The 25,708-nt window shown below is 33.1% G+C and carries 24 protein-coding genes and 1 pseudogene; 12 read left to right on the top strand and 13 right to left on the bottom strand.

All coding sequences use genetic code 11. The annotated features are described in order from the left end of the window. Positions 1–159: 159 nt before the first annotated feature. Together BSF42_RS11400 and BSF42_RS11395 are read right to left on the bottom strand one after the other, a co-directional pair. A complete protein-coding gene (locus BSF42_RS11400) occupies positions 160–645 on the bottom strand; it encodes a hypothetical protein (protein WP_095953217.1) in 486 nt (161 codons plus the stop codon). A gap of 121 nt (positions 646–766) precedes the next feature. Beyond that, positions 767–2,029, bottom strand: a complete 1,263-nt coding sequence (locus tag BSF42_RS11395) for a pyridoxal phosphate-dependent aminotransferase family protein (protein WP_095953216.1) — start codon at positions 2,027–2,029, stop codon at positions 767–769. Between the two features lie 300 nt (positions 2,030–2,329). Between BSF42_RS11395 and nirK the strand changes: the two genes are divergently transcribed. The 3 genes and pseudogenes from nirK to BSF42_RS11380 all read left to right on the top strand — a co-directional run bounded on the left by nirK (position 2,330) and on the right by BSF42_RS11380 (position 5,153). Further along, positions 2,330–3,745: a copper-containing nitrite reductase gene (nirK, locus tag BSF42_RS11390; RefSeq protein WP_371615635.1), complete on the top strand. Its 1,416-nt coding sequence runs from the start codon at positions 2,330–2,332 to the stop codon at positions 3,743–3,745. A gap of 15 nt (positions 3,746–3,760) precedes the next feature. Beyond that, the gene (locus BSF42_RS11385) at positions 3,761–4,537 is read left to right on the top strand and encodes a formylglycine-generating enzyme family protein (protein ID WP_095953214.1); all 777 of its coding nucleotides are present in this window, start codon (positions 3,761–3,763) and stop codon (positions 4,535–4,537) included. A gap of 14 nt (positions 4,538–4,551) precedes the next feature. After that, a pseudogene (locus tag BSF42_RS11380) lies at positions 4,552–5,153 on the top strand (SCO family protein). Positions 5,154–5,591: 438 nt separating this feature from the next. Here BSF42_RS11380 and ric read toward each other — a convergent pair. The 3 genes from ric to BSF42_RS11365 form a co-directional block, all read right to left on the bottom strand. Continuing rightward, on the bottom strand, positions 5,592–6,323 hold the full coding sequence (ric, locus tag BSF42_RS11375; RefSeq protein WP_095953213.1) for an iron-sulfur cluster repair di-iron protein: 732 nt from the start codon (positions 6,321–6,323) through the stop codon (positions 5,592–5,594). A 122-nt stretch (positions 6,324–6,445) separates the two neighbouring features. Then, positions 6,446–6,970 carry an azurin gene (gene azu / locus BSF42_RS11370; RefSeq protein WP_095953212.1) on the bottom strand — a complete coding sequence of 175 codons (525 nt, stop codon included), beginning with the start codon at positions 6,968–6,970 and terminating at the stop codon, positions 6,446–6,448. 22 nt (positions 6,971–6,992) lie between these two features. Beyond that, entirely contained in the window at positions 6,993–7,442 is a 450-nt protein-coding gene (locus BSF42_RS11365; protein ID WP_095953328.1) for an Rrf2 family transcriptional regulator, read from the bottom strand. A 201-nt stretch (positions 7,443–7,643) separates the two neighbouring features. Here BSF42_RS11365 and BSF42_RS11360 point away from each other — a divergent pair, with 201 nt between their 5' ends. Continuing rightward, positions 7,644–8,423, top strand: coding sequence for an NYN domain-containing protein (locus BSF42_RS11360; protein WP_095953211.1), 780 nt, complete (start codon positions 7,644–7,646; stop codon positions 8,421–8,423). A gap of 36 nt (positions 8,424–8,459) precedes the next feature. After that, the gene (locus BSF42_RS11355; protein ID WP_095953210.1) at positions 8,460–9,974 is read left to right on the top strand and encodes an FMN-binding glutamate synthase family protein; all 1,515 of its coding nucleotides are present in this window, start codon (positions 8,460–8,462) and stop codon (positions 9,972–9,974) included. 57 nt (positions 9,975–10,031) lie between these two features. Here BSF42_RS11355 and BSF42_RS11350 read toward each other — a convergent pair whose 3' ends face one another. The 4 genes from BSF42_RS11350 to BSF42_RS11335 all read right to left on the bottom strand — a co-directional run bounded on the left by BSF42_RS11350 (position 10,032) and on the right by BSF42_RS11335 (position 13,506). After that, the gene (locus BSF42_RS11350) at positions 10,032–10,463 is read right to left on the bottom strand and encodes a hypothetical protein (RefSeq protein ID WP_095953209.1); all 432 of its coding nucleotides are present in this window, start codon (positions 10,461–10,463) and stop codon (positions 10,032–10,034) included. A 255-nt stretch (positions 10,464–10,718) separates the two neighbouring features. After that, positions 10,719–11,120: a hypothetical protein gene (locus tag BSF42_RS11345; RefSeq protein WP_253251030.1), complete on the bottom strand. Its 402-nt coding sequence runs from the start codon at positions 11,118–11,120 to the stop codon at positions 10,719–10,721. Positions 11,121–11,127: 7 nt separating this feature from the next. Further along, positions 11,128–12,306, bottom strand: a complete 1,179-nt coding sequence (locus BSF42_RS11340) for a glycoside hydrolase family 88 protein (protein WP_095953207.1) — start codon at positions 12,304–12,306, stop codon at positions 11,128–11,130. A gap of 597 nt (positions 12,307–12,903) precedes the next feature. Further along, the gene (locus BSF42_RS11335; RefSeq protein ID WP_095953206.1) at positions 12,904–13,506 is read right to left on the bottom strand and encodes a transposase; all 603 of its coding nucleotides are present in this window, start codon (positions 13,504–13,506) and stop codon (positions 12,904–12,906) included. A 173-nt stretch (positions 13,507–13,679) separates the two neighbouring features. Here BSF42_RS11335 and BSF42_RS11330 point away from each other — a divergent pair, with 173 nt between their 5' ends. Further along, on the top strand, positions 13,680–14,054 hold the full coding sequence (locus BSF42_RS11330) for a DUF2809 domain-containing protein (RefSeq protein WP_216360279.1): 375 nt from the start codon (positions 13,680–13,682) through the stop codon (positions 14,052–14,054). Positions 14,055–14,089: 35 nt separating this feature from the next. On the opposite strand, the gene BSF42_RS11325 is transcribed toward BSF42_RS11330, so the two are convergent. Continuing rightward, the gene (locus BSF42_RS11325) at positions 14,090–15,868 is read right to left on the bottom strand and encodes an ABC transporter ATP-binding protein (protein WP_095953205.1); all 1,779 of its coding nucleotides are present in this window, start codon (positions 15,866–15,868) and stop codon (positions 14,090–14,092) included. Positions 15,869–15,943: 75 nt separating this feature from the next. Here BSF42_RS11325 and BSF42_RS11320 point away from each other — a divergent pair, with 75 nt between their 5' ends. The 3 genes from BSF42_RS11320 to BSF42_RS11310 all read left to right on the top strand — a co-directional run bounded on the left by BSF42_RS11320 (position 15,944) and on the right by BSF42_RS11310 (position 19,630). Beyond that, entirely contained in the window at positions 15,944–16,522 is a 579-nt protein-coding gene (locus BSF42_RS11320; RefSeq protein WP_095953204.1) for a non-canonical purine NTP diphosphatase, read from the top strand. A 204-nt stretch (positions 16,523–16,726) separates the two neighbouring features. Next, complete coding sequence (locus BSF42_RS11315; protein ID WP_095953203.1) at positions 16,727–18,649, top strand: DEAD/DEAH box helicase; 1,923 nt, start codon at positions 16,727–16,729, stop codon at positions 18,647–18,649. A 207-nt stretch (positions 18,650–18,856) separates the two neighbouring features. Beyond that, positions 18,857–19,630, top strand: coding sequence for a carboxypeptidase-like regulatory domain-containing protein (locus BSF42_RS11310; RefSeq protein ID WP_095953202.1), 774 nt, complete (start codon positions 18,857–18,859; stop codon positions 19,628–19,630). Between the two features lie 303 nt (positions 19,631–19,933). Here BSF42_RS11310 and BSF42_RS11300 read toward each other — a convergent pair whose 3' ends face one another. Then, positions 19,934–21,394: an aminoacyl-histidine dipeptidase gene (locus BSF42_RS11300; RefSeq protein ID WP_095953200.1), complete on the bottom strand. Its 1,461-nt coding sequence runs from the start codon at positions 21,392–21,394 to the stop codon at positions 19,934–19,936. Between the two features lie 383 nt (positions 21,395–21,777). Between BSF42_RS11300 and BSF42_RS11295 the strand changes: the two genes are divergently transcribed. Genes BSF42_RS11295 through BSF42_RS11285 form a run of 3 tightly spaced genes read left to right on the top strand, consistent with a single transcriptional unit; the run spans position 21,778 to position 24,016 of the window. Then, positions 21,778–22,839, top strand: a complete 1,062-nt coding sequence (locus BSF42_RS11295; RefSeq protein WP_095953199.1) for a DUF3810 domain-containing protein — start codon at positions 21,778–21,780, stop codon at positions 22,837–22,839. 41 nt (positions 22,840–22,880) lie between these two features. Beyond that, a complete protein-coding gene (locus tag BSF42_RS11290) occupies positions 22,881–23,375 on the top strand; it encodes an RNA polymerase sigma factor (protein WP_095953198.1) in 495 nt (164 codons plus the stop codon). Positions 23,376–23,383: 8 nt separating this feature from the next. After that, on the top strand, positions 23,384–24,016 hold the full coding sequence (locus BSF42_RS11285; RefSeq protein ID WP_095953197.1) for a hypothetical protein: 633 nt from the start codon (positions 23,384–23,386) through the stop codon (positions 24,014–24,016). A gap of 106 nt (positions 24,017–24,122) precedes the next feature. On the opposite strand, the gene BSF42_RS11280 is transcribed toward BSF42_RS11285, so the two are convergent. Further along, positions 24,123–24,932, bottom strand: coding sequence for a 1-acyl-sn-glycerol-3-phosphate acyltransferase (locus BSF42_RS11280; RefSeq protein ID WP_095953196.1), 810 nt, complete (start codon positions 24,930–24,932; stop codon positions 24,123–24,125). A gap of 124 nt (positions 24,933–25,056) precedes the next feature. Next, positions 25,057–25,707, bottom strand: coding sequence for a CoA pyrophosphatase (locus tag BSF42_RS11275; RefSeq protein ID WP_095953195.1), 651 nt, complete (start codon positions 25,705–25,707; stop codon positions 25,057–25,059). Position 25,708 lies beyond the last annotated feature (1 nt).

The raw sequence follows: 25,708 nt of genomic DNA, 5'->3' as shown, positions 1-25,708 counted from the left end.
GTCCTTAGTGATTAGTAATTAGTAATTAGTAATTAGTTCTTAATTTTTAGTTATTAGTGCTTAGTTTTTAGCGATTATTCCCTATCCATAATATAAGAAATAAAAAAAATCCATTCGCCCCCAAAACGAATGGATTTTTCACATTTTAAGCATTCTTATTTACTCTACTTTACAATCTACTTTTGTCAATGTATTTTTTGCGTCAAATTTTAGTTTTGTTTTATCTTTAAAAGAAACTTTATCATTTGCTGTTACTACATCGCCATATCCTTCAATAAAAGTTCCGTCTTTTTGTAAAAAAGCAACTTCTCTAATAGAAGAAACTCCTTCAGAATTAAAGGTATAATCGGCAATTAAAGTATCTCCTTTCATGTTACCAATCAAGGTTCCTTCGTTTTTATCTTTTCCTACTAAATTGTAGCTTAGTTTTCCGTTTACTTCTTGATGTGAATTTACATTGAAACTCATTTCAATAATACTGCCGCCTGCTTTCCAAGAATAACATTGATCTCCAGCTGGTTCTACAATTTCTGCTTCTTTGGGCGGACTTGGTGTTATTTGTACCGGCTCTGTTGTAGTTGTTTCTTTTTTACAAGACACAAGAACCGTTAAAATAAGGGTCGTTAGTGTTAATACTCTTCTCATAATTGTTATTTTTATTTTGTGATTATGATATAAAGTTACCTTAAATAAAAAAAAATCCATTCGCATAACGAATGGATTTTTTACATAATTCCCACCTAAGGGAATTGATATTGTTTAGAAATTAAGCGTCTAAATCAACTTTAGTTCTACTTGCAATTTCTTTGTAAGTTCCGTTTTCTAACTTTTCACGGATAGCTTCAAATGCAACTAACGTTTCATCGATATCAGCTAATGTATGTGAGGTTGTTGGAATCATTCTTAACAAAATAATACCTTTAGGAATTACTGGATAAATAACGATTGAAAGGAAAATACCGTAGTTTTCTCTTAAATCATTTACCATTACCATCGCCTCAGGTACACTTCCTTCTAAATATACTGGTGTTACACAAGTATTTGTATCTCCAATATTAAAGTTTCTTGAACGTAAACCGTTTTGTAATGCATTTACGTTTTCCCAAAGTTTATCTTTTAATTCTGGATGATTACGTAATAATTCTAAACGTTTCAAAGAACCAATTGTCTGAATCATTGGCAATGCTTTTGCAAACATTTGTGAACGTAAATTATATTTTAAGTAATCAATAATATCTTTATCTGCAGCTACAAAAGCTCCAATATTTGCCATTGATTTTGCAAAAGTAGAAAAGTAAACATCAATACCATCCTGAACTCCCTGCTCTTCACCTGCTCCAGCTCCTGTTTTACCAAGAGTTCCAAAACCGTGTGCATCATCTACTAATAAACGGAAATTATATTTTTCTTTTAATGCAACAATTTCTTTTAATTTTCCCTGTTGTCCGCGCATTCCAAAAACACCTTCGGTAATAAATAAAATACCTCCACCAGTTTCCTGAGCCATTTTTGTAGCACGCTGCAGGTTTTTTTCCATACTTTCAAGATCATTGTGTTTGTATGTAAAACGTTTACCCATATGCAAACGAACACCATCAATAATACAAGCATGTGAATCTACATCATAAACGATAATATCATTTTTAGTTACTAAGGCATCAATTGTAGATACCATTCCCTGATAACCAAAATTCAATAAATATGCTGCAGGCTTCATTACAAATTCAGCCAATTCATTTTCTAATTGTTCGTGATATTTAGTATGTCCAGACATCATACGCGCTCCCATTGGGTAAGCCGCTCCAAATTGAGTTGCAGCATCAATATCTGCTTGACGAACCTCTGGATGATTTGCTAATCCTAAATAATCATTCAAACTCCAGTTTAAAATATTTTTTCCGCCAAACTGCATTCTTGGGCCCAATTCACCTTCTAGTTTAGGAAATACAAAATAACCCTCTGCTTGCGAAGCCCATTTACCTAATGGCCCTTTGTTGTTCTGAATTCTTTCGAATAAATCTTTTACCATAATATATGTAGTAATATTTTTTTAACTTAATCAGCGAGCAAAAATAATCATTATTATTCTAAAATTCAGAGTGTCATTTATTTTTATTGAAAAATATTCTACACATTTTTTTTAACAAGATTTATCTTTAATATATCTTAAATATACTTTTAGTAAATTTTATAAAATCATTCTTCCTATTCTCTGTAAACATGATTTTTATCATAATAAAAGATAAAGCAGTCTTTTATTTTTGATTCATATTTTAACGAAAAACAAAACCAAATTATTATGAAAAGGAATCACAAAAGTTGGATTAAAATGAACATTGTTTTTTGTTCGTTTTTTACGCTGCTTTTATTAGGAAGCTGCAAAAAAGAGGAAGCTCATAATTATACCGATATTATGACTGAAGGTGAAATGGAGGCTGAACTTACAGCACCTCCAATGGTTCCGAAACCAGTCGGAAACAGAACAGCCATGAAACTTAAATTAAACATGGAAATTAAGGAGCAGGAAGGTACAATGACAGACGGTGTAAAATATACCTACTGGACTTTTGGAGGTTCTGTTCCTGGAAGTTTCATTAGAACACGTGTTGGTGATGAAGTAGAATTTCACTTAAAAAACCATCCTGATAACAAGTTACCGCACAATATTGACTTACACGCTGTAACAGGACCTGGTGGTGGTGCAACTTCTTCTCTTGTAGCGCCGGGACACGAAAAAGTATTTAGTTTTAAAGTAATTAATCCGGGATTATATGTCTATCACTGTGCAACGGCTCCTGTTGGAATGCACATCGCAAATGGTATGTACGGATTAATTTTGGTTGAGCCAGAAGGCGGACTTCCTCCTGTTGACAAAGAATATTATGTAATGCAAGGTGATTTTTACACTCAAGGTGAATATGGCGCAAAAGGGCTACAGCCCTTTGACATGAATAAAGCGGTTAAAGAAACTCCTGATTATGTTGTATTTAATGGAAAAGTGGGATCTTTAACGAACGGAAATGAATTGACTGCAAAAGTAGGAGAAACGGTTCGTTTATTTGTTGGAAACGGCGGGCCAAACTTAGTTTCTTCTTTCCACGTTATTGGTGAAATATTTGATAATGTTCATGTTGAAGGCGGAACTATAATCAATAAAAATGTACAGACTACTCTTATTCCTGCCGGCGGCGCTGCAATTGTAGATTTTAAAGTAGAAACTCCTGGAACTTTTATTTTAGTCGACCATTCTATTTTCAGGGCATTTAATAAAGGTGCGCTGGGAATGTTGAAAGTCGAAGGAAAAGATAATAAGAACATTTATTCGGGAACAATTCAAGAAGGTATTTATCTGCCTGAAGGCGGAACAATTCAGAAAATGCCTGAAAGTACAGCAGCTAAAACTGCAGTTCCAAAACGTACTGCTGAAGAAAAAGTCAAAATTGGTAAAGAAATTTTCAGCACAACTTGTTTCGCCTGTCATCAATCTGAAGGACAGGGAATTCCGAGCACCTTCCCTCCTTTGGCAAAATCAGATTACTTAAATGCCGATTCTAAACGTGCAATTAAGACCATACTGCATGGTTTAACTGGAGAAATAAATGTAAACGGAAAGAAATACAACAATGTAATGCCAGCTCAGAATCTATCTGATGATGAAATCGCAAATGTACTAACCTACATTTATAGCAGCTGGGGAAATAATAAAACCGAAGTTACGCCAGAAATGGTAAAGGCATTACGATAATAGCAAACAGTCTGAATGAAAAAATACATTTTCATACTAACTATCTTTTTCTCTGTACTTAGTGTCATGAAAGCGCAGGAAAAAGGAATGGTTCTCATAAAAGAGGGATCTTTTGTCCCTCTTTATGGAGCCGTTTCCAAAAATCCTGTTGTAGTAAAATCATTCTATTTGGATATTTATCCTGTAACAAACAATGCGTTTTTAGAATTTGTCAAAAAAAATCCATCTTATCAAAAATCAAAAATAAAAGGAATTTTTGCAGACAAAAGCTATCTCTCTTACTGGAAAAATGATCTTGATTTTGGAACAGTGAATCCGAAATCTCCTGTTACCAGTGTTTCATGGTTTGCTGCAAAAAAATATTGTGAGTGTCAGGGAAAACGCTTGGCCACAATGGACGAATGGGAATATACCGCAATGGCCGACACTAAGAAAATCGATGCCAGAACCAAAAAAGAATTCAATGAATACATTTTATCGTGGTATGAAAAATCAAGAACGTATGATAATGAAATTGGAAAAACATTCAAAAATTACTGGGGAGTTTACGACATGCATGGATTGGTTTGGGAATGGACTTCTGACTTTAACAGCATTTTTTTATCGGGAGAATCCAGAAAAGATAAAAGCAGTGATCAAAATTTATTCTGCGGCAGCGCATCAGTAAACGCAGCTGATCTGATGGATTATGCCGCTTTTATGCGCTACGCATTTAGAGGAAGTCTTAAAGCTCAATATTCAACCCGAAATCTTGGTTTTAGATGTGCCAGTACAATAAAGCCCAAAATATAATTAAAGTAGTTAAGATGAAAAAAATAACAATCGCTTTCCTCGCTCTTACATTGTCTTTTTACAGTTGTAAAAAGACTGAAATAAAATCGGAAAGCAAAGCAGAAACAAAAAAAGAAATCAGCGATTTATCTATTTACAATCTGCCTTCTAAATGGACAACGCAAAACGGAAAAGATATTGAGTTAAAATCGCTTAGGGGAAATGTTTTGGTCATGGTAATGATTTATACAACCTGTAAAGCGGCGTGTCCAAGACTGGTAGCAGATATGCGTGATATTGAATCGAAACTAGATAGAAAGACGAAACAAAATGTAAAACTTATTTTAGTCAGTATTGATCCAAAAACGGATACTCCGGAAAAATTAAAATCATTTGCTATTTCCAATAAAATGAATCAAGATCCTTGGATTTTCCTTCGTTCTTCTGAAGAAAATACGCGCGAATTTGCCGCAGTTTTAGCAGTCAATTATAAAAAATATCTCCAATAGATTTTTCACATTCTAACATTATAAGCGTTTTTAATTCCGAAGGTGAATTAGTTTTTCAGCAGGAAGGTTTAGGTGTAAATAATGAGAAAACGATCGAAACAATAAATAGAGAAGCTTCAAAAATATAAAAATTTAAATAGGTTGATTAGTAAGAAACAAGAGTACGATTCTCAGCAGAAATCGGCTCTTGTTTTTTTTATATAAATGAAATGAATTCCAGGCTTCGGAAAAACGAAATATTTATAGAAATCTTGTAGATTTATTGACTCAAAGCTCCAGCGGAGCGGTATTTATAGCAAATTAAAAAGGTTTTGTTTAAAGCTCCAGCGGAGCGAAATCCCCATTTTGGCCTAATTCCAAAATGTGGTGTCCTCACAGGGCTTCTATCTGCAACGATGCTATTTTATAAAAATATTGTTACTCTGTACTTACCTATCTTTTCTTTCTTCTGTTTTAAAACGTTGTAACTTATATGTAGTGTTCATTAATTTAATCAAAAAAAAAAACACCAATAATTATCATTTAAAGACATTTATCGGTGCTTTTCAAACTATAATAAATTAAACTTACTCTACTTCAACAAAGTCTTTTTCTAGAGCAACTGCTTTCGGAAATAAGATATTATTCTCCAAATGAATATGTTTGTGTAAGTCTGCTTCAAATTCCTTCAGCATAGAATACGTCACTCTGTAAGTTGTACATGCATCTGCTGGCGGCGTATAATTATTTGTCAATTCGGCAATTTCTCTAAAACGCTCGCCTTCATTATCATGTTCTTGCATCATCATCGCAATTGGATTTGAAACGGTTCCGAAAGAAGGATGCGACAAAATACCGTCAGATTCCTTAGTTTTCACCATTCTTTTTACAAATGGAAACAAAACCAATTCTTCTTTTTTCATGTGCTGTGATAGTTCTCCTGCGCAGCCAGTAAACAATTCATTAATTTTAAATAATTCAGGATGACTTGCGCCATGAACTTTACACAATTTATCTAAAAACGGAAGCAGTACATTCGTTTTTTCTTCTACATAACGGTGATGTGTTTTTTCAATATAATCGGCCAATAAATCTAAAGGCCAGGAATTAAAATCTACATTTCCCTGATTTTCTGATTGCAAAACCTGCACAACATTATCCAATAAAGCATCTGCATCAATATTTTGTTTTTCGCAGACCTCGGTTAAAGTTCTATTTCCTTTACAGCAAAAATCAATTCTATATTTAGAAAAAACCGCAGCTGTTCTAAAATCTTGAGCGACAAATGATCCTATTGTTTTGTTTTTTAAATTCTCCATGATAATCAATTTTAATTAGTTACTTTTTTAATGTCAATTCTAATAACAAATAAAAGACAGTCTTATCTTTTATTGACATTTAAAAAAACTCCAAACCCAATAAGGATTTGAAGTCTTTGTATTTACTCTACAATTAATACACCTTTCATCATAGCGACATGGCCAGGGAAAGAGCATATAAATTTGTATGTTCCTTTTTTATCAACTGTAAATTCGATTGTATCTTCTTCTCCGCCGCCCAATAATTTGGTATGAGCAATAATAGACGCTTTTTCAGATTCTGGAATATAATCGGCAGCTTTTGCTTCATTCGCTTTAAGCGCAAAAGCAGCTTCATCTGTTCCTTCTTTTAAAATCACTAAATTGTGTCCCATCGCTTCTTTAGGAATTTGACCAACATGTTTTAAAGTCAATGTAATTGGTTTTCCAGCAACAGCGTGCAATTCATTTGTATTAAACTGCATTTGATCATTTCCTTCAATAACTAATACATTTTCAGCAGTAGACGTTACTGGCGCTGCTTCTCCCTCTGTAGATGTTTCATTTACTTCTGTAGATTCAGCCGGAGCCGTTTCTTTTTTACCGCAAGAAGTCACTGCTAAAAATCCCATAAGGATCATTATTGAAATTTTAGTTTTTGTATTCATTTTTAAAATTATTTATAAAATATTAATCGTTTATATTTAATGTTTTTAGGAAGAAATCACCCGATTTTACATCTGAAGCCAGTTGCTCTAAAGTCGTTTTGGTAAGCATTTCTAAAAGCAGTCCTCTAATTTTCTTAAATTCATTGTGTACAGGACAGGGATATTCTTCAGAACATTCTTTAAGTCCAATCCCGCAGCCGCTGTAAATCTTATTTCCGTCAATTGCGTCAACAATTTGAATTAGTTTTATAGTTTTTACTGCTTCATTAGAAACCTCAAAACCGCCTCCTACTCCTTTTGCCGAATGAATAATTCCGTTCTTGGTAAGAATCTGCATAATCTTGGCCGTAAAGGGTTCTGGAGAATCAATTTCTTTGGCAACATCTTTTATTCCAACTCTAATCCCTTTTGAAGATTTGGTCGCAATAAATATTGAAGCTCTAATTCCGTATTCACAGGCTTTTGAAAACATAGATTTCTTAATTAATTCCATACAAATATAAAAAGATTGAAAATAAAAGACAAACTTATCTTTAATTAATTTTAAAGTAATAAAGCATTATTTATAATGAAAATAATTAGTGCTGTTAAAAACACTTATTCATCATTGAATTCTTATAAAAACCAATTTTAATTTTAACTTTGAGACACTTAATTTTCTAATATTGAAATAATGCCTTTAAGCAACTCAAAAGATTTAAAACTAGCTGTTCTTATTGATGCAGACAATGTGCCTTACAGCAATGTAAAAGGCATGATGGAAGAAATCGCAAAACTGGGAACTCCAACTACTAAAAGGATTTATGCCGATTGGACAAAACCTAATGCAAACGGATGGAAAGGCGTTTTACTAGAACACGCCATTACCCCTATTCAGCAATACAGTTATACGGTTGGAAAAAACTCTTCAGATTCGGCTTTGATTATTGATGCCATGGATCTTTTATATTCTGGAAAATTAGATGGTTTCTGCATCGTTTCGAGTGACAGCGATTTTACGCGTCTGGCAATTCGTTTAAGAGAATCTGGAATGAAAGTAATTGGCATTGGAGAAAAGAAAACTCCAAGTTCTTTCATTGTGGCCTGCGATAGATTTATTTATATAGAAGTTCTTGACGGCGCCATACAGAAGAAAAAACCAAAAGCAACTGCTGCTGATACCAAAAAACCTGTTGAAAAACCAGCTGAAAAAGCACTTCATAAAGTAGACAAACAAACTATTGAACTTATAGAAGCTACAATAGAAGATCTTGAAGACGATGACGGTTGGGCATTCTTGGGCGATGTTGGCAATTTGGTTGTCAAGAAAAAACCAGAATTTGACCCCCGAAATTATGGTTATTCGAAATTAACGCCAATGTTAAAATCACTAACTGATATCCTAGAGATTGATGAAAGAGAGTCAGACAAAAAAGGAATCAAACACGTTTATGTGCGTTTAAGATTCAACTAATTACCATTATTTATTACTATTTAATTTTTTAAAAACATGAGAAAGAAATTCTTTATTTACGGATTCTTATTGTTTCTAATTGTTGTTACAATTTATTATTACACAGAACGTGGTTTTTTACTCGTTATAATTCTTCCAATTTTATTAGTTGTCGGACTTTATAATACTTTACAAAAAAAACACGCTATTTTAAGAAACTTCCCTGTTCTGGGCTATTTCAGATATTTATTTGAAACGATTGCGCCAGAAATTCAACAGTATTTTATTGAAAAATCTACAGACGGAAAACCTTTCTCTAGAAATCAGCGTTCATTGGTTTACCAAAGAGCCAAAAATATTGATTCGAGTACTCCTTTCGGTACACAATTAAACTTAAATACGGATAATTACGAAGGAATTAAACATTCTATTTTTCCCGCAAAAGTAAACGAGGAATTACCTCGCGTGTTAGTAGGCGGAAAAGATTGCAAACAGCCTTATTCTGCTTCGTTATTTAATGTTTCTGCGATGAGTTTTGGTTCGTTAAGCGAACATGCCGTTCGTGCCATAAATATTGGAGCGAAAAAGGGAAAATTTTATCAAAATACTGGTGAGGGCGGATTAACCGAATTTCATCTTGCCGGCGGAGGCGATATTACATGGCAGATTGGAACAGGATATTTTGGCTGCCGCGATGCTGAAGGAAATTTTAGTCCTGAAAAATTCTCAGAAAAAGCGAATCTTCCAAATGTAAAAATGATCGAAATAAAACTTTCGCAAGGTGCAAAACCGGGTCATGGCGGTGTACTTCCAGCTGCGAAAAATACGGAACAGATTGCAAAGATCAGAGGTGTTGAACCGCATACTATGATTCTTTCTCCTCCTGGTCATCATGCTTTTTCTGATGCAAAAGGATTAATCCATTTCATCAAACAGCTTCGTGATTTATCTAACGGAAAGCCAATCGGATTTAAATTGTGTATTGGAAACACAGCCGAATTTGAGGCAATCTGCCAAGAAATGATCGCAGAAGATACATATCCAGATTTCATAACAGTTGACGGCGCAGAAGGCGGAACTGGAGCTGCGCCGCTTGAATTTGCTGATGGTGTTGGAATGCCATTTGAACCTGCATTGATTTTCGTAAATAAAACGCTAGTTCGTTTAGGAATTCGCGAAAAAATGCGCATTATTGGAAGCGGAAAAATAATTTCGGGCTATTCTATTTTACATGCCGTAGCACTTGGTGCTGATATGTGTAACAGTGCAAGAGGATTTATGTTTTCTCTAGGCTGCATTCAAGCTTTGCGCTGTCATAATAATGAATGCCCAACTGGAGTTGCCACACAAGACAAAATGTTAATGAAAGGTTTGGTTGTAACTGATAAGTCTGAAAGGGTATATCATTTTCATAAAAATACACTTCACGCTGCAAATGAACTTTTGGCAGCAGCCGGAAAAAACAGTTTTGCCGATGTAGACATTAATATATTTATGCGCGGTGATGAATTTGCCAATTTATCGGATATGTATTTTCCAGATAACTTGAAAAACGTAACGCAGTTCTCATAAAAAAACAGCCTCTTTAAAATAGTAAAGAGGCTGTTTTTTTTAATCTATTTTATTCAATTACAATTTTGCAGTTTCTTTATTTGGTTCTGCAGCTCCTTCTAAAACGGCTAATCCTTCTTTATTTACCACTTGCTGCGCTAAAATAGCATTATTGTAGGCTAGAAAGTACACATCAAAAGAAACTCCTTCGTTAACTAATTCTGCAGAAATTTGATCGTTTTTAATCATTTCTTTCAATAAATCAGGAAATGATTCTTTGTAGGCAATTCTGTTTGCTTCGGTTTCTTCTAAATTCGTTTCGATTCTAATCTCGATTTTATTGTCTTTTAGAAAAGCTTTTGCACTTGTACTCGTAATTCCACTCCCTTTTATACTCGAAGAGTTGTTATAAGTGCTTACATGTTCCTGGATTTTCTGTTTGGTGTTTTTACAGCTCACTAAAAATAATGCAAAAGCAAACACTAATGCGATTTGGGTAATTTTTTTCATAAATTATTGGTTTTATAGTTATTTTTTAACTCAAACATAATTAATTTACAACATAAAAACAATGTTTTGTCGATAAAATACAACAGATAATCGACTGAATACAAATTGGTTACCCATTAAAAACAAAGAAAAATGTAAGAAATCAAAAAGTTATTTCCTGCTTTATTTGAACTATAATCATAAAAAAGTCTCTCTAAATAATAAATTAAAGAGACTTCCATATGTAGGAATTTAAACTTCTTAAAATACTGCTTTTTACTTTAAAAAATATTTAAGAGATTCTCCAGTTAAGATTTCTTTTCCGAGAACGGTGTTATCATTAGCTAAAAAATAGACATCAAACTGAACTCCTTCTTCAATCAATTGTCTCGGAATCTGATCATTGGCAATAAGTTTCTTTATTAGTTTTGCAAAAGCGATTCCTGTAGCTAATTTGTTTGCTTCATTTTGTTCTAAATCGGTTTCAAAACGCAATTCAATTTTATTATCGTTTATGTAACCTCTGGCCGTTGTTAATGTTACATGGTCGGCTCTAAAACTTGGAGCAGTCTTATTATATTCCGTAACATATTCCTGAAGTTTTTGTTTGGTATTTTTACAGCTCGCAAGCATGAATACCGTCATTATTGCAAATACAATTTGGCTTATTTTCTTCATGATAATTTTATTTTAGTTTTTCAAGTCTTAATAATGCCTCAAGATAGTAATAATCTGCGTAATTTATAGAACAATCTATTTCACTTCCTGCGGGTTTATGTCCGGTAGAATGCAGTAAAAATGCCGAATTAACATCGTGGCTTTGATAATGATCTGAAAGCGAAACGATCATCTTTTTAGCTTTTGCTAAATATTCTGTTTTCAAATTTTTATCTTTTGTATAAGAACTCAATTCCAAAAGTGCCGACGAAACAATTGCAGCTGCCGATGCATCTCTCGGCTCATTAGGAATATTTGGCGCATTAAAATCCCAATACGGAACTAAATCTTCTGTTGTTAATTTATCCAGATAAACCCTTGCCAGTTTATGTGCAAAATCTAAAAATTTAGAATCTTTGGTTTCTCTATACGTCATCGTAAAACCATAAATTGCCCACGCCTGACCGCGCGCCCACGTACTGTCATCGCTATACCCCTGAGCCGTTCTTCCTTTTATCTTTTTTCCCGTTTCGTAATCGTAAATTATAACATGGTAGGAAGTATTATTTGGCCTAAAATGATTTGCCATTGTGGTTTCGGCATGCTTTACCGCAATATCATATAGTTTTTTGTTTCCGCCATTTTTAGAAGCCCAAAACAGCAGTTCTAGATTCATCATATTGTCAATAATCGTATTGTGCCCACCCATTTTATTGTGAGGCCAAGATTGAATTGTGCCCACTTTCGGATTAAAAAGTGTGGCTAAGGTATCGGCAGTTTTTAAGACAATTTCTTTGTATTCTTTGTTTTTGGTTAAACGATATCCGTTTCCAAAACTATTAAAAACCTGAAAACCTAAATCATGGTCTGCAGCTTTACTAACAGACAAAGGCGTTAAAAAGCGCGTAAATTTATCTGCCTCTTTTTCCCATTTTCTATCTTTTGCAGCTTCATATAAAAACCACAATTCTCCAGGCCAGAAGCCGCTGGTCCAGTCTTTATAATCTACAAATTTCCAATCTTTACTTCCGTTCGGAACTGTTCTTGGAGAAGTCCCGTCATTAGGAATCACTTTTAAGGTTTTTGAAGCTTGATCAGCGCAATAATCCAGCTGTTTTTTGATATTAAACGAATTTTCTTTTTGAGAATAACCTTGACTTCCCAAAAGAAACAAAGCAATAATTACGATATAAAATTTTGAATTCATGTGGTTGTTTTGATAGATAGTTTATGAACTGCTAAATTTATGAAATAAAGTAAATCAATTCGGGTTTTGTATTTTTGATTACCTGAAAATGTACTTTAAGTTACCATCTTCTCTCTACTCTCTTTGTCAAAGTTCAAAACTTTGACAAAGATTGCTTAGAACCTAAAAAACAAAATCTTAAAATTAAACTATCCACTTTTTCTCTTTGTCAAAGTTCAAAATTTTGATACATATTACTTAGAACCCAAAAAACAAAGTCTTAAAATTAAACTATCAATTTTTTCTCTTTGTCAAAGTTCAAAACTTTGACAAAGATTTCTTAGAACCAAAAAAACAAAGTCTTAAAATTAAACTATCTATTTTTTCTCTTTGTCAAAGTTCAAAACTTTGACAAAGATTTCTTAGAACCCAAAAAACAAAGTCTTAAAATTAAACTATCTTTTTTTTTCTCTTTGTCAAAGTTCAAAACTTTGACAAAGATTTCTTAGAACCAAAAAAACACAGTCTTAAAATTAAACTATCTTTTTTTTTTCTCTTTGTCAAAGTTCAAAACTTTGACAAAGATTTCTTAGAACCAAAAAAAAAAAAAGTAACACCTTAAAACTTAAGATCGATTATATTACTATGACAAAATTTAAAATTCTCAATATCATCAAAACACTCAATTACTTCACTCCTTCTCAAATTCGTTTCCAAAGATGACAAAACCGTTTTATATGAAGAAAATTTATAAGTTTTAAAATCTTTCTTAATATCTATCGGGTTTTGATGAACGTATATAATTACATTCTTTAAATATTTTTCAGAATCAATTTTCTTCCTTTTAAAAGGAGATTCAAATAAAGGTCCATGTCTATCAAAAACTTTATTGTATGCTTGAGTGTATGAACTTATAAATTTACTTAATTGCTTACTCGCAAGACTTTCTATTGAATGCAATCCTTTATTATTTGATCTTTTGTTTTTCTCTTCAAAAAAATCAGACAACTCTTTTTGCGATTTAATTTTGATTACAAAATGAAAATGATTTGGCATTAAACAATAAGCATATAAATCGCACACATCAACTAGATATTTTAGAAATTGTGCCATAAAAAACATGTAGTTGTCATCGCTTTCAAAAACTTTATCACCATTTATTCCGCGATTATAGATGTGATAAAAACAGTCTGGCTCTAAATTTTGATTTCTAATATTCACCTATTATCTTATTATTTTTCAGAGCATAAATATAAATAAAATAAGATTTTTCTTAACGTCACGTTTGAGAAATAAAGAATCTTTGTCAAAGTTTTGAACTTTGACAAAGAGAAGTCACCAGTATGGTCAAGAAAAAATAATATAAATTTGCCTTTGTCTAAAATGATTTAAACTTGAAATCCAGAATCTATTACTTCATAATTTTCATCACTACAATTTTACTGGGAATCCTTTCCAGAAAAATCCCATTTGTTCCATTATTGATCGGTGATTTTCTATATGCCTTTATGATTTATTTTTTGGTTCGAGTTTTTCTTCCATATAAAAAAGCCCTTTTAATAGCTTTTCTTTCTCTTGCAATTTGTTATTGTATTGAGTTTTTGCAATTGTACCAAGCAGATTGGATTGTAGAACTTAGAAAAACGCTGTTTGGAAGATACGTTTTAGGACAGGGATTTTTATGGTCGGATATTGCTGCTTATACTTTGGGAGTTTGTACAGCATTTTTTCTTGAGAATATTTTTAAAAAATATTTGTCAAAGTTTTGAACTTTGACAAAGACGAAACGAAATAAAATCATGGCTTAATCAAATGTCTGCGTGATTTTATCAATATTTAAACTGTTCGCCATTGCCATAAATATTTGGTAATACGTTCCTTTATTATCGTATAATTCATCGTGTGTTCCTTTTTCGACACATCTTCCTTTTTCCAAAACAATAATATTGGAGGCATCAATAATTTGAGAAATACTGTGCGAAATTATAATTACTGTTCTGTCTTTTTTGATGGCGTCTAGGGATTTTTTAATTTGCTCTGTAGCAATCGCATCTAAACTGGCTGTTGGTTCGTCTAGAAAAATTATTGGTGGATTTTTTAGAAAAAGTCTCGCGATAGCAATTCGCTGCTGCTGTCCGCCAGAAAGCAAATGAGCATCTGAATCGTAACCTTTTGGAAGATTAATAACCTGTTCGTGAATGTAAGCTTGTTTTGCCGCTTCAATAACTTCTGAATGGGATGCTTCTGGATTTCCGTATAAAATATTTTCTGCAATTGTACCTTTAAAAATATGGTTTTTCTGAAGTACCAATCCGATATTTTTTCGCAGAAAGTCTGTATTATAGTCTGCCAAATCAACTCCATCCAAAAAAATATGACCACCTGAAGGCTGATAAAATTTATCCAATAAATTAATCACAGTACTTTTCCCAGCACCGCTGAGTCCGACTAAAGCAGAGGTTTCATTTGGTTTTACCGTAAAATTAATATCGTAAAGCGCTTGTGTTCCGTTTGGATACACAAAATCTACATTTTTAACTTCTATTAAACCAATAATCTTTTCTGGTATAAAATCTCCTGTTGTTTCTTTTTCCTGTTCCGATTCTAAAATATCGAAAAAGCCTTCCGAATAAATTAAGGCATCATTTACTTCATCATAAATACGGTGCAACTGCCTAATTGGCGACGAAACATTATTAAACAACATAATATGAAACATGATTGCCCCAATTGTCATTTGATTATTCAGCACAAAATAAGCGGTTAAAATAATGATAATCACCACTCCTATCTGTTCGACAAAACTTTTAATACTTTCAAAAATAAAACTGGTCTTCCTGGTTGCCAGTTGATTTTCTGTCATTTCAAACTGAATTTTTTCGTGGCGGTCTGCTTCTGTTGATTCCCGTACGAAGGATTTAATGACCGTTATCGATTCAATCAAACTGATAATTCCGTTGTTTTTAGTTTCACGGTAATTACGCATTCTTCTTCTAAAGCCGCTTAGTTTAGCTGCCTGCAATTGACTGATATAAAAATAAATGGGAATAATGCATAAACTTACCAAACCCACATATACATTGGCATAAAACATAATCACTAAAGCCACAAAAGCATTGGCAAATAAAGGCAGAATATCAATGAAAAAATTCTGTACTAATCTAGTCAAACTGCTAATTCCGAGATCAATTCTGGTTTGCAGTTTACCGCTTTCATTTTCATCAGAAGTATAAAATTCCATTCTATAACTCAGGATTTTTTCGACTATAGTTTGAGAAATATCACGGGTTATAAAGATACGCAGTTTTTCTCCGTAGAATTTTTGTCCAAACTGCACAACAGAATTAACCAATTCCTTCGTTAAAAGCACAATACTTATAATTCCTAGTAAATGAAAACCTTTAGATAACGGCTCGTGCGCGACCATCAAATTATTTATGGTATCAACAGTATATTTTAAGATCAAAGCATTTACCTGCGCGGCAAATGAACCTACAAATGTGAGCAGTAAAGTAGCAATTACCATTTTTTTGTACGGCTTTACAAAAGGCATTATTTTTTTATAAAGAACTGATAACTGCATTTATTTTATTTTTAGGTAACATATCAAATATAAGAATTCTAAATTTGTGTTGAAATCATTTAAACAGATAATTCTATGAAACTCGTTTTCGCCTCAAACAACAAAAATAAAATTGCAGAAATACAAAGTATGCTTCCAGAAAGCATTAAAATTTTAAGTTTAGAAGATATTAACTGCTTCGAAGAAATTCCTGAAACAGCTGATACTATTGAAGGAAATGCGATTTTAAAAGCCGATTATGTCACTCAAAAATATGGTTATGATTGTTTTGCAGATGATACAGGACTAGAAGTTAATGCTTTAAATGGCGAACCAGGTGTTTATTCTGCACGATATGCAGGCGAGCAAAAAAATGCAGATGATAACATGAATAAGCTTTTAGGAGAACTAAGAGACAAAGAAAATCGCAGCGCCCAGTTCAAGACCGTTATTACTTTAAATCTTGAAGGAAAACAATATTTATTTACCGGAATTGCAAAAGGAAATATCACTGATGAAAAAATGGGAACGAATGGTTTTGGATATGATCCGATTTTTAAACCAGAAAATTTCGACGAGACCTTTGCCCAATTGCCATTAGAAGTAAAAAATAAAATAGGCCACCGCGGAAAAGCAGTTCAGCAACTAATTGATTTCCTGAGTGCCGCAAAATAATTGTTTCAAATACAACATTTTAATAGTTAAATTTTACATTTTAAGACGTGTTTTTTAGTGATTTCAGCCAATTTTAAAAAGGAAGGTTTTTAATAAAACTGTAACTTTTTGATAATCAAATCATAACAAATACATAATTCTTGAAATACCATTAGTTTATCTGAATAATTAACAGTAATTTTGCACCCTATTTTAAAAACACATATGAATAAATTTGAACAATTAGGATTAAATGAATCGTTACTGAAGGCGATTTTAGATCTAGGATTTGAAAATCCGTCAGAGGTACAGGAAAAGGCGATTCCCCTATTATTGGAAAAAGACACGGATATGGTTGCGTTGGCTCAGACAGGGACAGGGAAAACGGCAGCTTTCGGTTTTCCGCTAATTCAAAAAATTGATGCTGACAACAGAAATACACAAGCATTAGTTTTATCGCCAACACGAGAACTTTGTTTACAGATTACCAACGAACTTAAAAACTACTCAAAATACGAGAAAGGTATTAATGTGGTAGCAGTTTACGGCGGGGCTAGTATTACAGAGCAAGCTAGAGACATTAAAAGAGGAGCACAAATTATTGTGGCTACTCCAGGGAGAATGCAAGACATGATCAACAGAGGTTTGGTTAACATTAAAAATATAGATTACTGTATTCTTGATGAGGCTGACGAAATGTTGAACATGGGATTTTATGAAGATATCGTATCTATATTATCTGACACTCCAGACGAAAAAAACACATGGTTGTTCTCTGCAACAATGCCGCAAGAGGTTGCCAGAATTGCAAAGCAATTCATGAGCGAACCAGTTGAAATTACTGTTGGAGCTAAGAACTCAGGTTCTGCAACAGTTTCTCACGAATTTTACTTAGTAAATGCTCGTGATCGTTATGAAGCACTAAAACGTTTAGCAGATGCTAACCCAGATATTTTCTCTGTAGTTTTCTGTCGTACAAAAAGAGACACACAAGCTATTGCTGAAAAATTAATCGAAGACGGATACAGTGCTGCTGCATTACACGGAGATTTATCTCAGGCACAGCGTGACGGGGTAATGAAATCTTTCCGCGGAAGACAAATTCAGATGCTTGTTGCTACTGACGTTGCTGCGCGTGGTATTGACGTTGACAACATTACTCACGTTGTTAATTATCAATTACCTGATGAAATTGAAACTTACAACCACCGTTCTGGACGTACTGGTAGAGCTGGAAAATTAGGAACTTCTATTGTAATTGTTACAAAAAGTGAGTTACGTAAAATTTCTTCTATCGAAAGAATCATCAAACAAAAGTTTGAAGAAAAAACTATTCCATCTGGAATTGAAATCTGCGAAATTCAATTATTGCACTTAGCAAATAAAATTAAAGATACTGAAGTTGATCACGAAATTGACAACTATTTACCAGCTATTAACAATGTTCTTGAAGATTTAACTAAAGAAGAATTGATCAAGAAAATGGTTTCAGTAGAATTTAACCGTTTCATTACGTACTACAAAAAGAACAGAGATATCTCTGCTCAATCTGGAGAAAGACGTGAAAGAAGCGATTCTGAACCAAGAGAATTCAATAATAACGGAGCTGTTCGTTATTTTGTAAACATCGGTTCTAGAGATAATTTCGACTGGATGTCATTAAAAGATTACTTAAAAGAAACATTAGACTTAGGTCGCGATGATATCTTTAAAGTTGATGTAAAAGAAGGATTCTCTTTCTTTAACACTGATCCTCAATTTACAGACAAAGTAATGGATGTTTTAAACAACGTTCAATTAGAAGGTCGTCGTATTAATGTTGAGATCTCTAAAAATGACGGAGGCGGAAGACGTGACCACAACAATCGTGGAGGTGGCGGCGGACGCAGCTCTGGACCAAGAAGAGAAGGAAGCTTTGCTCCAAGACGTGAAGGTTCTGGAGGCGGATTTAGAAGCGATAGAAATTCTTCAAGAGACGGAGGTTCACGCGAAGGAGGATTTAGAAGCGACAGAAATTCATCTGCTCCAAAAAGAGAAGGTGGTTTTAGAAGTTCTGCTCCAAGAAGCGAAGGTGGTTCTGACAGAGCTCCAAGGCGTTCAGAAAACTTTGGCGACAGCCCAAGACCAAGAAGAACTAGAAGAGATTAATAATTTAAGATCTTAAAATACAAAATCCCAAATTCCAGACATAATTGGAATTTGGGATTTTTTTATATAAAGAATCTTACGCTCTAGCAATGAGTTTTGTAATTAGTAAAGCGAGACAGCTTCCTTTGTTAATTTTCTTATAATTAAATTCCAAGACTGCGAAATATTTAATCCCGATTTACTACTTTTAGAGCTTTAAATCAGGATATGAAATATTTCGCAGTTTTCTTTTTTATTCTTCTAGCTAACATTGGTTTCGCGCAAGAAACGCAGCCGAGTGTTCCTCAAAGAGTTTCAGGTTACATTATTAACGACAACAGCAAACAACCGCTTGCCGGCGTAAACGTTATCAACACTAATAAAGTGCGTGGTGCAAAATCTGATGAAAAAGGGTATTTTGAAATTGATGTTCAAGTCAATGATACGCTTCATTTTTCTATTCTAGGTTTTCAATCCCTAAGAATCAGGGTAACAAATGACTGGATAAAAAATAAAGTAACCCGCATTCAGCTTACTGAAAAGGCAATTGCTTTGGAAGAAGTTATTATTGCTCCTTTTACTTTAACAGGATATCTTGAAATTGATTCTAAATTGATTCCTACAAAAGAAAACTATCGTTACAGTATTTCTGGTCTTACACAAGGTTATGAGGCTGGAGAATACGCTCCAAATGCATTTGGTAAAGTTTTAGGGTCGATTTTTAACCCCGCAGATATGCTTTATAATTTCTTCGGAAAAAATGGTAAAGAACTCAAGAAACTAAAAGAAATGAAGAAAGATGACACAGTTAGAACTCTTCTAGAATCGAAATACGACCGTGAAACAGTTGCTGTGCTATTAGGCATAAGTAAAGATGAAATTCCTGAAATTATGCATCGATGCAACTATTCTGATTCCTTTATTCAATCAGCAAACGATCTTCAAATTATGGATGCCATCAGCGCCTGTTACGAACAATATAAAGTATTAAAACGTAACTAAGAATGTCCTTCATAAGGAAAATATTTAAATCCTCAATTTTAAAATTGGGGATTTTTTTTGACGTTTAAATTTTTAAAAGCTTTACATTTACTGAAACATCATCAAAATCAATAAATTATGGCAAAGGGTCAAGATGCTAAAAAAACAGCAAAAAAAGAACCGTTAAAAACGGCTAAGGAAAAGAAAGAAGAAAAAAGAGAGAAGAAAAATACTCCTAAGAGAGATTAATTTCAGTCTCAGTTTACAGTCTCAGTTTACAGTTCTTTGAAACTGAATACTGAGACTACGACTGAAAACTAAAAACTATTTAACTGGAATATTCGAAAGAATTTCTAATACAAATTTCCAATATTTCTGAGCTGAAGAAATACTTGCTCTTTCATCTGGTGAATGCGCGCCGTGAATAGTTGGACCGAAAGAAATCATATCCATTTCTGGGTAATTTGTTCCTAAAATTCCACATTCTAAACCAGCGTGACAAGCCACTACTTTTGGCTTTTCTCCATTTTGTTTTTCGTAGATTTCTTTTAAAACTTCTAATATTTCAGAGTTTACATTTGGTGTCCATCCTGGATAAGAACCAGAAAGCTCAACTTCACATCCAACCAATTCAAATGCAGAACGCAGCGAATTAGCCAAATCAAATTTTGAAGATTCTACAGAAGAACGTGTCAAACATCCAACCAAAATTTCACCATCTTTAATGATTACTCTTGCTATATTATTCGAAGTTTCAACCAAATCAGCCATATCAGCACTCATTCTGTAAACACCATTTTGCGCTGCGTAAATTGCTCTGATAATTCCTTCCTGAACACCTAAATCCATTACTTTTTCAGGTAAATCGCCTTTTACGATTTCAATAGTTAAGTTTGGTTCAGTTGTTTTATATTCTGCTTTGATATCAGCAATAATTTCCTGCATATCATACACATATGCTTCATCAAACATTTGAGAAATTATTACTTTAGCAACGCTTTCTCTCGGAATTGCATTTCGAAGACTTCCTCCATTTACTTCCACGATTTGTAAACCAAAGTTTTCAAATGCGTCAAACAATAAACGGTTCATTATTTTATTGGCGTTTCCTAAACCTTTATGAATATCCATTCCTGAATGTCCACCATTTAAGCCTTTTACCGTAATGGTGTAACCTACTGAACTTTCTGGAACTTCTTCTTCATGATAGGTTCTTGTAGCTGTAACGTCAATTCCGCCCGCACATCCAATATCAATTTCATCATCTTCCTCAGTATCCAAATTCAACAAAATCTGACCTTGTAAAATGCCTCCTTTTAGGTTTAAAGCACCTGTCATTCCTGTTTCTTCATCAATTGTAAACAAAGCTTCGATTGCTGGATGCGGAATATCTTTGCTTTCTAAAATTGCCATAATAGTTGCTACTCCTAATCCGTTGTCAGCACCAAGAGTTGTACCACGAGCGCGAACCCAGTCACCATCAATATACATGTCAATTCCCTGTGTATCGAAATCAAAGACTGTATCTGCATTTTTTTGGTGCACCATATCCAAATGCCCCTGCATTACAATAGCTTTACGATTTTCCATTCCTGGAGTAGCTGGTTTTCTGATAATTACATTTCGAATTTCATCTTCAAAAGTTTCTAGACCTAAGCTGTTTCCAAAGTTTTTCATAAACTCAATTACACGCTCTTCTTTTTTTGAAGGACGAGGAACAGCATTTAAATCTGCGAATTTATTCCAAAGTGCTTTTGGCTCCAGATTTCTTACTTCTTGACTCATTATATTTTGTTTGATGTTTAACAATTAAGAGCTTCAAAGTTACAAAGTTTAAATGCTTTTTTCGTTACAATTTTTACGAATTAGCACTTATTAAAACAGCTAAAAAAAAAGTATATTAATTATTAAGAACTTATCGTCGTTCATGCCACATAGTGGCATCTCGTTGGTAATGTTATAAACCAAAACAAATCAGCCGTTCCCATCGCAACGCTTGAATTCAATTTGCATAAATTTTCTACCAATCAATTGTACCTAACGACACATGTTTAAAAAAAAAAACATTTAAAGTTATTTTTTGCTTTTATGCTTGTGGAAATAATAATTTCTAATAAAAACAAACTCAATTTCTATTTAATTATTATTTTTATACAAAACGTAAAACTGTGAAACGAAAATATATTTTACCTCTATTTCTTTTAATTCAAATTATCTTTTTAAGAATCCTTCCATTCTTTCCAGACTATATAGAAGGCTTTTACAGCAACAATTTATTTGTTAGAATTTCACACTTTTCAAGAATACTTTTAGGTAAAATTCCCTTTTCAGTGGGCGATTGTATTTATGCAGTTTTAATTTTGTCCGCAATAATCTGGTTTTGGAAAATTAGAAAAACATGGAGAACAGATTGGAAAGATCACCTTTTAACGATTTTGGGCAAAATCTCTGTTTTTTACTTTTTCTTTCACCTATTGTGGGCATTCAATTATTATCGTGAACCTTTATTTCAGAAAATGAATATTGAACGGGAATATAGCGATGCAGAGTTTTTAGCTTTTACAAAAAAATTAGTAACAAAAACTAACGAAATTCAGTTTGCGATTACTAAAAGTGATACGGCGAAAATTGTTTTCCCCTACTCTCAAAAAGAATCTTTCCCGATGATTTTAAATGGTTATGACAATTTAGCAAAAGAACATCCTTATTTTAAATATGAAATTCTAAGCGTTAAGAAATCATTATTCAGCACGCCTTTGACTTATATGGGTTTCGGCGGCTATTTAAATCCGTTTACTAACGAGGCTCAGATAAACTATTTACTGCCAATGTATACTTTTCCGCAGACTACGGCTCACGAAATGGCTCATCAAATTGGTTATGCCAGTGAAAATGAATGTAATTTTATTGGTTTTCTAGCTTCTGTTAAAAATGATAATCTTTACTATCAATATGCAGGATATAGTTTCGCATTGCATTATTGCCTGTCAATTTGGAAGTTTAAAGATGAAAAAGTTTTTAATCAATTAAAGAAATCGGTTAATGTCGGCATCTTAAAAAACTATAAGGAAACTCAGGATTTCCATAAAAAATATGATACTTTTCTGGATGAAGGATTTTATTTTCTGTATGATAATTTCTTAAAATCAAACAACCAAAAAGACGGTATGGATAGTTACAGTAAATTTATTGACTTGGCGATTAATTATTATAAAACCAGAAAACTTTGATTCAACTGTAACAAAATTGCTTTCAATACTACTAATCAATTATGACCGAAAACCTAGAACAATCATTTGTTGCGCAATTGCAGGAAAATCAGAATATAATCCACAAGATTTGTAGATTATATACTGCCGGCGAAGACGCTCATAAGGATTTGTTTCAGGAAATTACCATTCAGCTTTGGAAGGCTTATCCAAAATTTAGAGGCGACAGTAAATTCTCAACTTGGACGTATCGTGTGGCTTTAAACACGGCAATTACCTTATACCGCAAAACCAAAAGAACTATTTCTACCGTAGATTATGAAAACCACCAGCATTTTGTAAAAGATGTTGACTACAATTACGAAGAAGAAGAACAAATAAAATTGATGTACAAAGCGGTTTATCAGCTTAATGACATCGAAAAAGCATTAGTTTTTATGTATTTAGAAGACAAAGATTATCAAGAAATAGCTGAAACCTTAGGGATCAGCGAAGTGAATGCGCGCGTGAAAATGAACAGAATTAAAGGGAAACTTAAAAAAATACTAAATCCTTAAAAATAATTATGAAAGAACTGGATTTATTAAAAAAAGACTGGCAGAAGAACTCGGGTTCTTTTCAACAAATTTCTGAAACTGAAATCTATAAGATGATTCACAAAAAATCGTCTTCAATTGTAAAATGGATTTTGATTATCAGTATTTTGGAAATTTCGTTTTGGACTTTTTCAAACTTATTTATTAATACGGATGAAGTTTTAAGAAAAATTAATCATCCTGAAATTGTTATGGCTTTAGAGTTTTTAACATACTTTAATTATGTTGTAGTTCTAATTTTTGTGTACATTTTCTATAAAAATTACAAAACAATATCTACAACTGTAGCCACAAAATCATTAATGAGCGCTATTTTAAAGACAAGAAAAACAGTTCAGTATTATGTGTGGTATAATTTAGGAATGATTGTAATAACCGCTATTTTAAGCTTCTTTATTGCTTTTGTTTACAATCCAGACATGGAATTCCTGAGAGATAAATTAGCCTTAAACGGAAAAGCAATGTTTGTTACTATCGGTATTTTGTTTCTGGTAATTCTGGGCTTCTTCGGTTTATTCTGGTGCTTCTACAGAATCATCTACGGAACTCTTCTAAGAAGGTTATATGCGAATTATAAGGAATTGAAGAAGATTGATTTTTAAGTTTCTAAGCTTCTAAGGTTTCTTTGCTCAACCTGAAACCTGAAACAAAATCACAAATCTAAAATCACAAATCACAAATCTAAAATCTAAAATCAGAAATCTAAAATTAATACTCCCATTGTCTTAATTTATTAAGTTCTTCCTGCGCTTTGATTTCTTCAGCAGGAATAACTTTTAAGAATGATGGATGCTGTTCGATTGCGTATTCTACTTTTTCTACGATTTGTTCGATGGTATCATTTTCATAATCAATATCAAGAGGTTCTTTGATAATAAAAGACTGCAGAATTCCTTTTTTCTTCATTCGAAGACCTTTTTTATCAAACGAACGGCGAAAACCATCAATAACAATTGGAATTACGATTGGTTTATGCTGTTTAATGATATGTGCAGTACCTTTACGAACGGGTTTGAAAGATTTTGTAGTTCCTTGTGGAAAAGTAATTACCCAGCCATCTTCAAGGGCTATTCTAATATTTTCGGTGTCATTCGGGTTTACATCACGTTTTTCTGCAACATCAACGCCTTTTGCACGCCAGGTTCTTTCTACGGTAATTGCTCCAACATAAGCCAAAATTCTTGGCAGTAAACCAGCCTGCATTGTCTCCTTTGCGGCCACATAATACAAATTCATTTTAGGCTGCCACAAATATCCAATATTCTTAATAGTATCTTGACGTCCGCTTAAACTTGCGTTAAACACATGAAACATTGCTACAACGTCTGCAAAATACGTTTGATGATTGGATATAAATAAAACATTAGAATCTGGGAGTGTTTTAATAATTTCAGATCCTTCAATCTGCAAATCGTTAAAACCTCTATATCTTCTATGCGTCATGGCTCCCAAAATTCGGATTAACCATTTCTTGATGAATAATATATGTCCAAAAGGATTTCGTTTAAACAATCCCATAACTAATTTGTATTATTTTTTGTTCGGTCGCAAACATACAAAAATTATTCTTTTAGCAATACTTTAAAACAATTTCTACAATTACATCTATTAAAATGAATATCAAATTGTTAAATAAATATTTTTAAATTTCCTGTTCGAAACTTATTTTCAAAACGTCTCTCAATTCGCTCAAAATCATTGCGGTCGCACCCCAAACTACATGATTTTGAATATTAAAGGCGGGTACTAAAATATTGGCACCGTAAGAAGTTGATAATCTGGCTTCGATAATTATTTCGTCATTTAAAAAAACAGACAAAGGCAGCTCAATAATACTGGCAACTTCTCTTATATCTGGATAAAATGAAAGTTCTTCTTTTGCGATTCCTAAAAACGGATGTACCAAAAAATTACTTGGCGGAATGTACATTGGAGTAAAATGCTTAATTACTTCAATCTTTTCGCTGGTTACTCCAACTTCTTCCTGTGTTTCTCGAAGTGCAGTAGTTTCGAAATCCAAATCTTCCTTTTCGTATTTTCCTCCTGGAAATGCAATCTGAGCAGAATGAACGCCGTCGTAAGCATTTCGTACAATTAAAACTAAATGTGTTTTTTCGTCTTTTGGATAAAAAAGCATCATTACTCCTGCCATTCTAGCATTTAAAGCATCAATATCAAGATTCTTTAATCCCTCTATGCGTTCTTTCGGCGCCATTTTTAAATGTGATTCTACTGCTGGCAGTTTAACTGGAATAATATTGGGAACATATTTCAAAAAGTCTTGAAAATTCATA

It is taken from the genome of Flavobacterium sp. ACN6 (assembly GCF_002304005.1).
Lineage (GTDB): Bacteria > Bacteroidota > Bacteroidia > Flavobacteriales > Flavobacteriaceae > Flavobacterium.
The sequence above is the reverse complement of the archived record's forward strand: the minus strand, read 5'-3'. Positions and strand labels throughout refer to the sequence as shown.